The sequence below is a fragment of the uncultured Brevundimonas sp. genome, assembly GCF_963977465.1.
Lineage (GTDB): Bacteria > Pseudomonadota > Alphaproteobacteria > Caulobacterales > Caulobacteraceae > Brevundimonas.
In genome coordinates this window covers 751,489-764,527 of record NZ_CAXBOQ010000001.1, presented here as the reverse complement: position 1 = coordinate 764,527, position 13,039 = coordinate 751,489, and the positions used below count along the sequence as shown (strand labels likewise).

General features: G+C 67.8%; 12 protein-coding genes, 1 tRNA gene and 1 pseudogene. 10 read left to right on the top strand and 4 right to left on the bottom strand.

Translation table 11 applies throughout. From position 1 onward, the window contains the following. Positions 1–359, top strand: a pseudogene (locus AAC067_RS03985) (hypothetical protein); the annotation flags it as partial. Between the two features lie 51 nt (positions 360–410). On the opposite strand, the gene AAC067_RS03980 reads toward AAC067_RS03985, so the two are convergent. Beyond that, positions 411–1,694 (bottom strand): lytic murein transglycosylase, encoded by a 1,284-nt coding sequence (locus AAC067_RS03980; protein WP_339929737.1) that lies wholly within the window; start codon positions 1,692–1,694, stop codon positions 411–413. 162 nt (positions 1,695–1,856) lie between these two features. Between AAC067_RS03980 and AAC067_RS03975 the strand changes: the two genes are divergently transcribed. The 5 genes from AAC067_RS03975 to AAC067_RS03955 all read left to right on the top strand — a co-directional run bounded on the left by AAC067_RS03975 (position 1,857) and on the right by AAC067_RS03955 (position 3,574). Then, positions 1,857–1,933, top strand: a tRNA-Cys gene (locus AAC067_RS03975). A 132-nt stretch (positions 1,934–2,065) separates the two neighbouring features. Beyond that, the gene (gene ykgO, locus AAC067_RS03970) at positions 2,066–2,191 is read left to right on the top strand and encodes a type B 50S ribosomal protein L36 (protein ID WP_006274063.1); all 126 of its coding nucleotides are present in this window, start codon (positions 2,066–2,068) and stop codon (positions 2,189–2,191) included. 173 nt (positions 2,192–2,364) lie between these two features. Further along, the gene (locus AAC067_RS03965; protein WP_300443780.1) at positions 2,365–2,640 is read left to right on the top strand and encodes a DUF2312 domain-containing protein; all 276 of its coding nucleotides are present in this window, start codon (positions 2,365–2,367) and stop codon (positions 2,638–2,640) included. A 117-nt stretch (positions 2,641–2,757) separates the two neighbouring features. Then, positions 2,758–3,087 (top strand): hypothetical protein, encoded by a 330-nt coding sequence (locus tag AAC067_RS03960; RefSeq protein WP_339929735.1) that lies wholly within the window; start codon positions 2,758–2,760, stop codon positions 3,085–3,087. Between the two features lie 55 nt (positions 3,088–3,142). Beyond that, positions 3,143–3,574, top strand: coding sequence for a hypothetical protein (locus AAC067_RS03955; RefSeq protein ID WP_339929733.1), 432 nt, complete (start codon positions 3,143–3,145; stop codon positions 3,572–3,574). A gap of 35 nt (positions 3,575–3,609) precedes the next feature. On the opposite strand, the gene AAC067_RS03950 is transcribed toward AAC067_RS03955, so the two are convergent. The 3 genes from AAC067_RS03950 to AAC067_RS03940 all read right to left on the bottom strand — a co-directional run bounded on the left by AAC067_RS03950 (position 3,610) and on the right by AAC067_RS03940 (position 7,556). After that, entirely contained in the window at positions 3,610–5,064 is a 1,455-nt protein-coding gene (locus AAC067_RS03950; RefSeq protein WP_339929731.1) for a sigma-54 dependent transcriptional regulator, read from the bottom strand. A gap of 139 nt (positions 5,065–5,203) precedes the next feature. Continuing rightward, positions 5,204–7,015, bottom strand: a complete 1,812-nt coding sequence (locus AAC067_RS03945) for a DUF4153 domain-containing protein (RefSeq protein WP_339929729.1) — start codon at positions 7,013–7,015, stop codon at positions 5,204–5,206. Positions 7,016–7,082: 67 nt separating this feature from the next. After that, entirely contained in the window at positions 7,083–7,556 is a 474-nt protein-coding gene (locus AAC067_RS03940; protein ID WP_339929727.1) for a DUF1203 domain-containing protein, read from the bottom strand. A gap of 128 nt (positions 7,557–7,684) precedes the next feature. Here AAC067_RS03940 and AAC067_RS03935 point away from each other — a divergent pair, with 128 nt between their 5' ends. From AAC067_RS03935 to AAC067_RS03920, 4 genes are all read left to right on the top strand, one after another. Next, on the top strand, positions 7,685–9,490 hold the full coding sequence (locus AAC067_RS03935) for a M3 family oligoendopeptidase (RefSeq protein ID WP_339929725.1): 1,806 nt from the start codon (positions 7,685–7,687) through the stop codon (positions 9,488–9,490). 59 nt (positions 9,491–9,549) lie between these two features. After that, the gene (locus tag AAC067_RS03930) at positions 9,550–10,893 is read left to right on the top strand and encodes a serine hydrolase (RefSeq protein WP_339929723.1); all 1,344 of its coding nucleotides are present in this window, start codon (positions 9,550–9,552) and stop codon (positions 10,891–10,893) included. Between the two features lie 78 nt (positions 10,894–10,971). Continuing rightward, a complete protein-coding gene (locus tag AAC067_RS03925) occupies positions 10,972–11,223 on the top strand; it encodes an aa3-type cytochrome c oxidase subunit IV (protein WP_339929721.1) in 252 nt (83 codons plus the stop codon). Positions 11,224–11,375: 152 nt separating this feature from the next. Beyond that, complete coding sequence (locus tag AAC067_RS03920; RefSeq protein WP_339929719.1) at positions 11,376–12,962, top strand: ATP-binding protein; 1,587 nt, start codon at positions 11,376–11,378, stop codon at positions 12,960–12,962. Positions 12,963–13,039: the final 77 nt, after the last annotated feature.

The window sequence follows — 13,039 nt, the reverse complement described above, 5'->3', positions numbered from 1 at the left end:
CGGGCATGGATCATTCGTCCATGACCCCCGAGCAACGCGCCGCGATGATGGAACGCCGTCAGGCCATGATGGCCAACCACGGCGCGGCCTCGGCCGATGGGGCCGGACACGAAGGCATGGCGGGCATGGATCATTCGTCCATGACCCCCGAGCAACGCGCCGCGATGATGGAACGTCATCAGACCATGATGGCGGGCATGGACCATTCCAACATGTCCAGCGAAGAGCATGCGGCGATGAAGGCCAAACACGAGGCCATGATGGCGTCCTGTGCCGGCATGGAGGGCATGGATCATTCAGCCATGTCCGGCATGCACCCGGCCCCCGAGGCCGCGGCTGAACCCGCTCACCAGCACTGAGACCCGGACCCGCCGCTGGCCTTCCGGCCGGCGGTGGGTGCGATTTCTGCTCTAGCGCGCGCTCATCAGCTCATCAGCCAGTTCGGCGGTCAGATAGCCGTCGGCGACCCGGCCGTTGGCGATCTGCCAGCGGCGCAGGGCCGCCCGCGTGTTTGAGCCGATCACCCCATCAATGCCCTGGGTGTCATAGCCGCGCCGGGTCAGGGCCGCCTGGGTGCCGATACGCTGCTCGCGCGACAGCGGGGCGTCGTCGGGCCATGTGCCCACCAGACCCGGCTTGCCGGCGATGCCATCCGCCGTCAGGCCGATGGCCAGGGCGTAGCTGACCGAATTGTTGTAGCGGCGGATCACATAATGGTTGGGCAGGGCCAGGAAGGCCGGTCCGCGCGCGCCCTGCGGTAGCAGCAGGGTCGCGTCTTCCAACGCCTCGGCCGTCGTCGGGGTGCCACCACGGGCCAGGGTCACGCCCCGGGCCGCCCAGAAGCGCCACGGATGTTTCGGCCCCTCGGCCTCGGCGTAGTCGAAGCCGGACGGCAGGGTGACTTCATAGCCCCACGACTGGCCACGCTTCCACCCGGCCCGGTCCAGCAGATTGGCGGCCGAGGCCAGGGCGTCGACGTCCGAGCCCCAGATGTCGACCTTGCCGTCCCCGTCCTGATCGACGCCGAGGCGCAGATAGTTGTCGGGCATGAACTGGGTCTGGCCCATGGCCCCGGCCCAGCTGCCCTTGAGTCCGGCGCGCGACCGCCGCCCGTCGACGACGATGTCCAGCGCATCCTTCAACTGGGCCTCGGCCCAGTCGCGACGGCGGCCGTCATAGGCCAGGGTCGCCAGGGACCGGATCACGTCGTGGTCGCCCTGGACCTGACCGAAGCTGCTCTCATTGCCCCAGATCGAGATCAGGATTTCCGCAGGCACGCCGAACCGCTGCGTCACTTCCCACGGCACCCGGTCATAGCGCTGACGCGCCTGGGCGATTCGCGCCGCGCTGGCGGCGTTCTGGATATAGGCCCCGGCGGGGCGGCTGAACTCGGGCTGGTTGCGGTCGAGGCGCAGCACCGTGGCGTCGGGCGACAGCCCGGCCAGTTCGCGTTCATAGGCGGCGCGGCGGTTGCCGCCGTGGCGGCTGAGGAAGCCCTGTTTCCAGCCCTCGAACCCGGCCTGGTCGTTGGCGTCGGCCTGGGGGGGTATCGGCGTCGGCACCGGCGCGGGAGCCGGGGTGGGCGTCGGGGCCGGCGTCACAACCGCCCCGGGCAGGGGCGGCAACCTCTCCGGCAGCATCGGCGCGCAGGCGGCGACGCTGCCGATCAGAAGGAGGCGAGTGCTGAACCGCATGATTTTAGACATATGTCCCCGACGACGACCTGAGTAACGCTAGCGCGTGAATGGTGAAAATTGTTGCCCTGACTGGGCGCAGGCAAAGATGAAATTGGCGCTAACCAGTTTCCTATACGGGGTTGAAGGTTGCATCGGTCACTGTGGCCGCGACCTCTCAATGGCCCGGTGGCGGAGTGGCGACGCGGCGGGGATGCAACCCCGCAGACCCTCCGTTCGATCCGGGGGCCGGGCCTCCAAGGACACAGATGTACTACATCTGCAGCAGGGCGTTGACGAGACCGCCCCCTCTCTCTATACGCACCGCTCCGCCGCTGGTCCGCACATTGGTCCCGGGGCTTTTTCTGTTTGTTTCGACCCAGGACAAGACCATGAAGGTCCGTAGCTCGCTCAAGTCGCTCAAGGGTCGCCATCGCGACTGCAAGATCGTTCGCCGCAAGGGCGTGGTCTATGTGATCAACAAGACCGACCCGCGCTTCAAGGCGAAGCAGGGCTAAGGACCGCGCTCAAGCAGCCCGTCGCCGCGCGACGGGCGTTAGCGCAGCCGGTTCTGAACTACCCACAGGGTCGCGGGCTTTGTCCGCGGCCTTTTTCGTGCCTGCCGTTGAGCGTTTCGCCCCGGCATGGTTAGCGTCCGCGCCTGAGTTTTTACTGACCCGAGGAGATCCACATGGCCGATGACGCCACCTTTGACGCCAGCCCGGACATCCTCAACGCCACGGCCCAGGGCCGGCTGCGCACCATCATCGAGCGCCTCGAGCGTCTCGAAGAGGACAAGGCCGCCATCATGGCTGACATGAAGGAGGTCTTCCTCGAGGCCAAGGGCGAGGGCTACGACGTCAAGATCCTGCGCAAGGTCATCCGCATCCGCAAACAGGACAAGGCCAAGCGCCAGGAAGAGGACGCGATCCTCGACCTCTATATGTCGGCGTTGGGCGAGATCTGAAGCGTAGGGGTAGGTCTTAGGTCTTAGGGCTTAGGGCTTAGGGGACAGGCAATTCGGGCGCGGCGAGTGTATCCTTCCGCCTAAGCCCTAATTCCTAAGTCCTAAGCCCTCGACCCAATGAAACCCAAGCGGCCCGTCAGCCCCTTCGAAGCCCAGCGTCAGGCCGCGCAACGCGCCGCCCTCAATGCCCTGAAACGCGCCCGCCGCGCCGCCGACAAGGCCGGGGTTTCGCTGTCCGAATGGGAGGGCGAGTTCCTCGAGTCGGTCGGCGACCGCGTCAAGACCTACGGTCGCGCCTTCGGTGATCCGGAAAAGGGCGCGCCCGGTCAGGCCCTCTCGTCGATGCAGGGCCGCAAGCTCAAGGAAATCACCGCCAAGGCCAAGGGTGAGGAGCCCAAACGCCGATGGGGGCGGAAGCCGAAAGACGTGCCCCCCGAAATCCGATGACGGACGAGCCATTCACGCGCATTGAGCTACCCAGGTCGCAGACGATTCAGCGGAGATGTTTCAAGTGTTGGTGAGGGTTCATACCAGACGATCTCTCCGGCTCGCCGGCGTCGGGGGGCTGGTCATCGCGGCAAGCCTGTCGCTGGCGTTGCTGGTTTCGCCGGTTCACGCGGGTCTGATTACGACTGCGGTCGCCATCGCCGGGGCTCTGTTTGCCGTTGCGGCGGGCAAGGCATTCCGGACGGGCACTGCAGACCTGTCGCTGATCTCGCGTGACGAACGTCGCAACTTCCTCGTCACCAATACCGCCTGGATGCTGGCGATGATCCTGGCGTTCGGCGTTGTCATCACGCTCATCTTTACCAGCCTGCCGTTTCCGTTGCGGGCCGGGTTGGGGCATGCGGCGCTGCTGGCGGGCGCGGTTTTCGCCTGGATGTTCGCCAGAACTTCGGCCGCACACGGGCGAAAAATACTTCCCAAACTCTAGGCTCAGGTGGCCGCCGTTGCCGGACTAGGCAGAGTTTAACCCGCCTCTTTCAGCACGCCCTCCAGACCCTGTTCGCGGACCTTGCGGTACAGGGTGGAGCGGCCGATGCCGAGGCGGCGGGCGATTTCGGACATGTGGCCGGCATAGACCTCGATGGCGTGCTGGATCAGGTCGCGTTCGATGTCTTCCAGCGTGCGCAGATGACCGCGGTCGTCGAGGATGCGGATCGGCGTGTCCGGCAGGGGCGGCAGGTTGGCATAGGGCTCGGCCGGGGCGGCGGCGTCATTGGCGGTCGCGGGCTCGTCCAGCGTCTGGGCGATGCCCGAGATGGCCGGGAAGTCGTGCGGCTGCAGGAACGGCGCGTCAGCCAGGACGATGGCGCGATAGACGCTGTTCTCCAGCTGGCGGACATTGCCGGGCCAGTCGAAGGCGCTGAGCAGGGCGATGGTCTCGGGGGCGCAGCCGGCGATGCGGCGGCCTTCCTCGACGTTGAAGCGGGCGACGAAATGCTCGATCAGGGCCGGGATGTCCTCGCGCCGCTCGCGCAGGGACGGGGCCTCGATCGGGAAGACGTTGAGGCGATAGAACAGGTCCTCGCGGAAGGCCCCCTCCTTGACCTGCTGGGCCGGGTCGCGATTGGTGGCCGAGACGATGCGCACGTCGACCTTGACGGCGCGCTTGGCCCCGACCGGGTCGACCTCGCCCTCCTGCAGCACACGCAGCAGCTTGACCTGCATGTCCAGGGGCAGTTCGCCGATCTCGTCGAGGAACAGGGTGCCGCCGTTGGCCTCCATGAATTTGCCGAGGTGTTTGTCGCTGGCCCCGGTGAAACTGCCCTTCTCGTGGCCGAACAGGATCGACTCGACGAGGTTGGCGGGCAGGGCCCCGCAGTTGACGGCCACGAACGGCTTTCCGGCGCGGTCGCTGACGCCGTGCAGGGCGCGGGCGATGACTTCCTTGCCGACGCCGCTCTCGCCGGTGATCAGCACCGGGATGGTCGATTTGGCGGCGCGGGTGCCCAGCGACTTGACCATACGCATGGCCGGGCTGGTGCCGACCAGATCGTCGAAGGTGGTGCGGCCGGTGACGTGTTTCTTCAGCCGCCCGACCTCGGCCGTCAGCTGGGTCATCTGCAGGGCGTTGCGCACGCCGATCAGCAGGCGCTCGGCCGAGACCGGTTTGACGAAGAAATCCTGGGCTCCGGCCTGCATGGCCTTGACCACGGTCTCGATGCCGCCGTTGGCGGTCAGGACGATGACCGGGGTGGTGACCCCGGCGGTGCGGATCTCGGCCAGGCATTCCAGGCCCGACATGTGGGGCATGACCATGTCCAGCAGGATCACGTCGGCCCCGCCGCCCTTGGTCAGGCGGTCGATGGCCTCGCCGCCGCTCTCGGCCTGGGCCACGGCATAGCCCTCGCGCTCCAGCACCGCCTGGACCAGGCGGCGTTGCGTCGGATCGTCGTCGACCACCAGAACGGTCTTGGCCATGGCAGAAACACCCCTTGTCATCACCGGTTACGGCCGATCCTCATTCAAGCGGGACTGGCTCGTTTCGGGACGGTTTTACCCCCGGCAAGGTGAAGATCGGGTTGGAAGGGGTGGTGAGTCGGGGGTTAACGGTGCGGGGTCAGTCCTCGCAAATAGACGGATTTACGAGGGCCCGGGCCGAGTCGCCCAGCGACAGGTCGGGCCAATGCGGCGGTATCGGTGCCAGGCCTCCAGCCTTCAGAGCGACACGAGGATCGATGCGCGTCGCCTCGGGGCAGAAGGTCTGGGAATAGCGCGCGCTTTTGGTCCACCGACCATCCCCGGTGCGGCTGTACAGCAGGGTATCATTCTGCCGGGCCATCAGGACTTCCGGGCTGCCGTCGCCGTTCATGTCCATCAGGGTGGCGACGCACTCGCCCGGCTGGTCGCAGGTCGCGCGATCATCGTCGGCCGGGACAGCGGCAGTGAATCCGGCGGGCAAGGCCGTGCCTGCCGGCCAGACCTCGATCAGGGGCGTAACGTCCGGCGCCCCGGTCGCCTGATTGCCATAGCGGTACTTGGCCGACTGTGCCGCCCTGGCCCGGGTGGCGATGTCCGTGTCGGTCGAGGCCGCCAGACGCGCCAGGGCGGCTTCACCGGCGCGGCCGCTTTCGAAGCGCAGGAAGCGGTAGTCGAACTTGTCGGGTGTCACCGCGCCGCGCGCCAGCCGGGCGGTCTGATCCGCCACCGACAGCCGGGCCGGGTCGGCGACCGGGCTGAACAGGGCCAGGATGACGCCGACGCTGAGTACGGCGGTGGCGATATTGGTCGGCTCCAGCGGGCGCATCCAGCGGGCGCGCCGCCAGAACGGCTGCAGGGCGGCGACGCCGTAGCCGGCTGCATAGGCGACACCGATTACGGTACAGGCCACGGCGATGATCCGGTCCGGCGTCAGGCCGTGCTGGCCGATGCGCAGGGCCAGACCCCAGACGGCGATGGCGATCAGCGGGGTCAGCAGCACGGCGGCCACGCGCACGGCGGCGCGCAGCACGACCGGTGGCAGGTTGTCGGCCAGGCCGTCCTGATAGGCGGTGTTGATCAGGATGATCAGGATCGCCGCCGCCGACAGTACCAGGGCGGTGGCGCTGCCGGTGTCCCACAGGCCGTCGAGACCGGTGAAGGGCAGGGCGGCGAGGAAGCCCGCTACCAGCACGGTGATCACCAGCAGCAGCCACGACAGCAGCATCAGCACCACCGAGCGCACGCCGCGGATCAGGGCGTCGCGCACATCGGTCAGCTGCACGGCGATGGCGAAGGCCAGGGTGGTGACCGGGATGGCGAACCACGCCTTCTGCAGCAGTTCGCCGAAGAATTTCAGACCGATGATGTTGAACAGGGCGGCCCCGAGAACCAGCAGGATCCAGAACGCCCCGGTGAAGCCGAGCGACAGCGCCAGCTGGACCCCTGCCTTCCAGGCGGTGTCGAAATAGGCCGGGTAAGGCGCGAAGCGCCGCCGGCCCTGATCCGCCGGCACCACCAGATGGTGGGCGATGAACAAAGCGGCGACCGCAAAGGCCACCATCGGGACGCTGAGGAAGGGCGGGCTGTCGAGCTGGTCCGCCGTCTGGCGGATGACATCGTGCCAGGCCAGCAGGGCCAGGCTGATCCCGGCCACGACGGTCCAGATCGCCAGCGTGGTCAGGCGCAGTCGCCCGACCCCGGCCAGCAGCACCACGGGCAGGAAGGCGCTGACCAGCAGCAGGGGCCCGAACAGGGCCGGGACGGTGGCGGGCCAGGCGCGGACCGCGTCATCGCCATAGCCGGTGCCGACCGAACGCCACAGCAGATACAGAACCAGACCCTGGGCCAGGCCGATACCGATCCGGGCCAGGGCCAGGCCACGGCGGTCGCCGGTGGTCAGGCTGGAGCGGCCGGTGCCGCCGCCGGTCTCGTTGTCGCCGAAGATGGTCATGTGCGCGTCCCCCAGACCGAAGCGTGACCGGAGGTTGCCCGTCGTCCCGACCAATTGAAAGGGGCCGTCAGTCCTGACGGACCGCCCGCGCCAGATAACAGCCGCGCCGGGCCGTATGCAGCTGGACCTGGGCCGTGACCGGGTTGGCCAGCCACAGGCGAAGCCGGGCGTCCAGCGCCGTACCCTCGACCACATCGGCGTCGGTCATCATCCCGTCGGCGTCATAGACCCGCGCCGACAGCAGGCGACGCTCCAGCAGGTCGGGGACGACCCCGATCACCGGCGTGGCCTCGACCGCCGTCTCGCGCACGAACACCGGCCCCCCGGCGCGATAGGGCGAGGCGGGGGCGTCCAGATGGATGTGATGGGTCAGGATCAGCCGGTCGCCGGGGTCGGCGTCGACCAGACTGACGCGGCAGGGGGCGCTGTGCGGGCTGTCGGCGACCATGCGCCGGGCTCCGACGGCGATCAGGGCGTCGTCGGACAGGGCGAGCAGCGGCGCGAACGGGGCCAGCGGCAGGGCTTCGATGGCGTAGGTCATGCCCGGAAGATGGTCGGTTCGGTCGGGTCTGTCTGGCGGTTTTCGGACGCGGCGTCGCGTCACCGACGGCGAGTTTCGAGGCACCCGTGCGGTTGCGCTGCGACCCCGCCCTGCCCACACTAGAGGGCATGAACGCACCCTTCAAAGCCTCGACCGCCCCGACCGCTGACGCCCCGCTGTGGGACCTGTCCGACCTCTATGCCTCCCGCACCGATCCGCGCATCGCGGCCGATCTGGAGCGGGGGCGGATTCTGGTGACCGAGCTGACCGGCCTGCAGGGGCAGTTGATCGCGGTGCGCGCCGACCCGGTGGCTTTGGGGCAGACGCTGGATCGGGTCATCTCCCTGTATGAACAGGCGACCGAGGCGCTGGGCGGGCTGGGGGCCTATGCCTTCCTCGCCGCCTCGACCGACCGCAATGACGCGGCGGCCCAGGGGTTCGAGGCCAATCTGCGCGAGAAGACCACCGCCATCGTCACCCCGACCGTCTGGGTCACGCTGGAGATCAACCAGCTGGACGAGGCCGAGCTGGCCGCGGCGTTGAAGGCGGTGCCGGCGGCGGCGCGCTGGACCCCGTGGCTGCGGCGGGTGCGGGCGATGAAGCCGCATGAACTGTCCGGCGAGCTGGAGACCTTCATCGCCGAGAGCATGCCGATCATGGCCCAGTGGCCACGCCTGTTCGACGAGACCCTGGCGGCGATGACGGTGTCGGTCGGCAAGGAGTCGCTGACGTTGGCCGAGACCCTGAACCGGCTCAGCGATCCCAAGGCGGCGCGGCGCAAGGCAGCGGCCGAGGGGCTGAACGCCGCCTTGGCGGCCCGCACCGCGACTCTCGGTCTGGTGATCAACACCGTGGCCGCCGATCAGGCGCTGGAAAGCAAATGGCGCGGCTTCAAACGCCCGGCCGACAGCCGCCACCTGGGCAATGAGGTCGACGGTGAGTCGGTCGACGCCATGGCCGAGGCCGTGGCCGCCGCCTATCCGAAACTGTCGCACCGTTATTATGCGCTGAAGGCGAAGGCGCTGGGCAAGACGACGCTGGACCAGTGGGACCGCAACGCCCCGATCGAGACCACCGCCCCGCGCGGTTTCGACTGGGCCCAGGGCAAGGCCCTGGTGCTGGAAAGCTTCGCCGACCTCGGCCCCGAGTTCGCCGAACGGGCCCAGGGGTTCTTCGACAAGCCGTGGATCGACGGTCGGGCCCGGGCCGGCAAGCAGTCGGGGGCCTATTGCCATCCGGTCAGCGCCAACCGGCATCCCTATGTGTTCCTGAACTGGATGGGCGAGCGACGTGACGTGCTGACGCTGGCGCACGAGCTGGGGCACGCGGTGCACAACACCCTGGCCGCCGATCAGGGTACCCTGCTGGCCGACACGCCGCTGACCCTGGCCGAGACGGCCTCGATTTTCGCCGAGGGTCTGACCTTCGACCGGCTTCTGGCCACGGCCCCCAAGGCCGAGCAACGCGGTCTGCTGGCCGGACGGATCGAGGACGGGCTGAACACGGTGGTGCGCCAGATCTCCTTCCACCGCTTCGAGACCCGCTTTCACGACGAACGGCTGGCGGGCGAGGTCTCGGTCGAGCGGATCGGCGAGATCTGGATGGAGGAGATGGGTGCGGCCCTGGGCCCGGCGGTGACGCTGAACCCCGGCTATGAGCACTGGTGGGCCTATGTCAGCCATTTCGTCCACGCGCCCTTCTACGTCTACGCCTATGCCTTCGGCGACCTGCTGGTGGCAGCGCTGATGGAGACCCGGGCCAGGGACCCCGAGGCCTTCACCCCCCTGTATCGCGAGCTGCTGGCCGGGGGTGGCACCCGGACCTATGTCGAGGCGCTGGCCCCGTTCGGGCTGAACCCGCGCGACCCGGCCTTCTGGACCATCGGCTGCCGCCGTCTGGAACGGCTGATCGACCAGTTCGAGACCCTGGTCTGACCGCCTGAAGACAGGACGAGGCCATTGACGCAACCGGACCGGCGCGCCAGCGTCGGTTCATGCGCATCCTGATCCTTGCCGCGACCTTGGCTGTCCTCCCCCTGTCGGCCGCGGCCCAGACCGCCGCGCCGTCGCCGACCGTCCGGGCCATGGCCGCCGGCTACAAGGCCTTGACCGTCTGCAGCGCCCTGAATTCCGCTGCGGAGGCCGCAGTGGGCGGAACCCGAACTCTGGCGAGTGTCGAGGCCAACGAACTCGTCGGCATTTATCCGGAGCTCGATGCGCTGGTGAGGGAAATGCCGGTCGAGATCAAAAGGCAAAGCGTCGCCGTCGCGTGGGACGAGACGATGCCCGCGAGGGTAGCGACCCATCGGCCCGGCAAGGGTTGTGTGATCATGCCCGTGGGCTGGATCGACGATGGATCGATCTGGGTGGCCACGTACCATCCGCGGCGCAACGGATCCTTCCCGACTGGCGAACCCGCAGGGAATGCCGCCCTCCTGAACGTGACGGTCGCGCAGGCTTTCGAGGGCGGCTATGGCGAAGGCGCTAACACCACAGCGGTCCTCATCGTCCAGAACGATCGGATTGTCTCTGAAGAATATGCCGAAGGCTTTGGCATCGATACGCCGCAGCGCACCTGGTCAGTGGCCAAGAGCCTGGCCGGCACCGTGATCGGGGCGGCGGTGCAACGCGGCGAGATTGACGTCAGCGCGCCCGCTGCCATCGCCAACTGGCAGGTCGCGGGTGATCCCCGACAGGCCATCACCACGGACAACCTGATGCGCATGGCCTCGGGCCTGACCAGCGACACGGCGGGCAACCGCACCGACGCCCTGTATTTCGGCGGCACCACCGTCGATGAACAGGTGCCCGGCTGGCCGTTGCTGGCCAATCCCGGAACGCGCTTCCGCTATGCCAACAACGACATCCTGCTGGCAGTGCTCGGCCTGGCCCCGACCTTCGCCGATCATCCGCCGTCTGAACTGTTCGACCGGCTGGGCATGTACGACACGGTGGCCGAGACCGACTGGCGCGGCAACTACATCCTGTCGAGCCAGGTCTGGTCCACCGCCCGCGATCTGGCCCGCTTCGGCCAGCTGTATCTGAATGACGGGATGCAGGACGGGCAGCGGGTCCTGCCCGAGGGCTGGCTGGCCTATGTCTCGCGCCCGTCCGGGCCACAGCCCGACGGGGATTTTGGCTATGGCGCGACCTTCTGGCTGATGAACCACTCCGAGGGCGTGCCCGCCGACACCATCGCCGCCTTCGGCAACCGCGGCCAGTATGTGGTGATCGTGCCCAGCCGGGGGATTGTCATCGTCCGTCGCGGCGAGGACCCGGCCGGCAACCGCTTCGACATCGCCGCCTTCACCCGCGACGTTCTCCCCACCCTCGACTAGACGCGCGCGGCAGGCCTTGAGCCGGGCGCGGGCATCGCTATAAGACGGCGCATCGACTCCTCTGTCCGGACGCTTCCCATGGCCGATCCCCGCAAGCCCTCCGCCGCCCGCGCCTATGTGCACGGCTCCCAGGCGATCGATGAGCAGAAGTCGACCTTTGGTCTCTTCGTCACCCTGGCGAAATGGGGCTCGCTGGTCTTTGCCGCCCTGGTCACGCTGCTGACCCTGTGGTTCCAGCCGGGTGGCAGCGCGATCACCGGGTTCATCACGGCGGGCGTCGTGTTGGTCGTCGGCTGGTTCTTCCTGCGCTCCAAACCCTCCGCCCACTGAATCTACCGAACCTGTCAGCCCCGACTTGTCATGCCTCGGGTGATCGTACAGGGTTTCGTCGAGCTGAATCCCGCTCAGATTGCAGGCGTTTCTGTCGATAGACGGAACCTTGGCTTTAGCTCGCGCCTTTAGGGGCGGAACGGGAGTCGCGCTTGCTCAAAGGTATCACGTCAGTTCAGCGCGCCCTGCTGGTTTTCGCTGCGGCGCTGACCTTGCCGACGATCATCCTGTTCGCGCTGTCGCTGACGATGGCGCTGACGCGTCAGAGCGAACGCGTCGAGGGGCGCGCTGCGGAATCGGTGCAGCAGACCCTTGCCGATATCGACGCCCAACTCCTGTCCGACCGCAATGCCCTGCGCGTGCTGACGACAGCCAATGCGCTGCAACGGGGCGATCTGACCAGCTTCCGCAATCGCGCCCTGCAGGCGGTGAACCTGCTGCCCGGCTGGAAGGGTGTTCTGGTCACAGAGGTCGATGGTGCCGTTCTGATGGATACGGGGGTTCCATCGCTGCCCCTGAGACCGCTGCCCCGGCCGACGGCATCGGTGTGGCGCGATGGCGCGCCCTGTCCCTGCATCGCCATTTCCGAGCCGATTCCCGGTCGGCGCGGCCAGTACCTGATCGCGCTGATTGATCCAGGGCAGTTCCAGACTCTGCTGATGAAGGGGATGGAGCCGGGACAGGTCGCCGCCATCGTCGACCGCCAGGGTCGGTTCGCCGCTCGCTCGCTCGACTATGCCGACCGGGTCGGAAAGCCGGCCACCATCTATGTCCGTCGTGCGGTCGATCGCGGCGGGGCGGGCACCTATGAGGGGGTCACCTACGAGGGGCTGGTGAACTACACCTCCTACCGGGTTTCGCCTGAAACCGGCTGGTCGGTCCATGTGGCGGTCAACCGCAATGTGCTGGATTCGCCGCGGTTGTGGCGCTTCGTCGCCATCGTCGGCGGGGCCTTGCTGCCGCTGCTGGTCGCCGGTGTGCTGATCGTCTGGGCCCTCCGCGACATCACCCTGCGCCGGCGCGAGGCCCAGATGATGTTTGATCGGCAGCGGACCGGGGCCATCGGTCAGTTCGCCAGTACCGTGGCCCATGATTTCAACAACCTCCTGACGGTCATTCTCGTCAATCTGGAGCGTATCGAGACCCGGGCCGAGACCCCGCAGATCAAGCAGGCGGCGGGTCGCGGGCTCGAGGCGGCGCGGCGTGGGTCGCGGCTGGTCAACCAACTGCTGGCCTTCGCCCGCGACGGCGGGGCCGAGCTGACGGTGGTGGATGTCGCCGTCGCCACCCGCGGGATGAGCGACCTGTTGCGTCAGTCGGCGGGCGGCGGCGTCCGCGTCGAGGTGTCCACGGACGACGAACCGATGCCGGTGACGCTGAACCAGGATCAGTTCGAGGTGGCGCTGGTCAATCTGGTTATCAATGCCCGCGATGCGATGGACGGTTCCGGCACCGTCAACGTCCGGGTCGATGCCGTCGGAGACGAGGCGGTCGTCACGGTCACCGACACAGGGCCGGGTATCGACGAGTCGACCCGCGACCGGCTGTTTGAAGCCTTCTTCACCACCAAGGCCGAGCAGCAGGGCACGGGCCTGGGCCTGGCCCAGGTCGCAGGCATGGCCCATCAGGCGCGCGGCACGGTCACTGTTCGCAACCGCCCGACCGGCGGGGCCGTGTTCGAGATCCATCTGCCGCTGGAGCGCCGGGCCGAACCGCGCGACGATGACGCCCCGGTCTGATCGGGACGGGGACGATAGCGCGTCTTTGACGCATGCTTGCGGTTGGGCCTAACGTCGTCAGGTTCAGTCTGAACAGG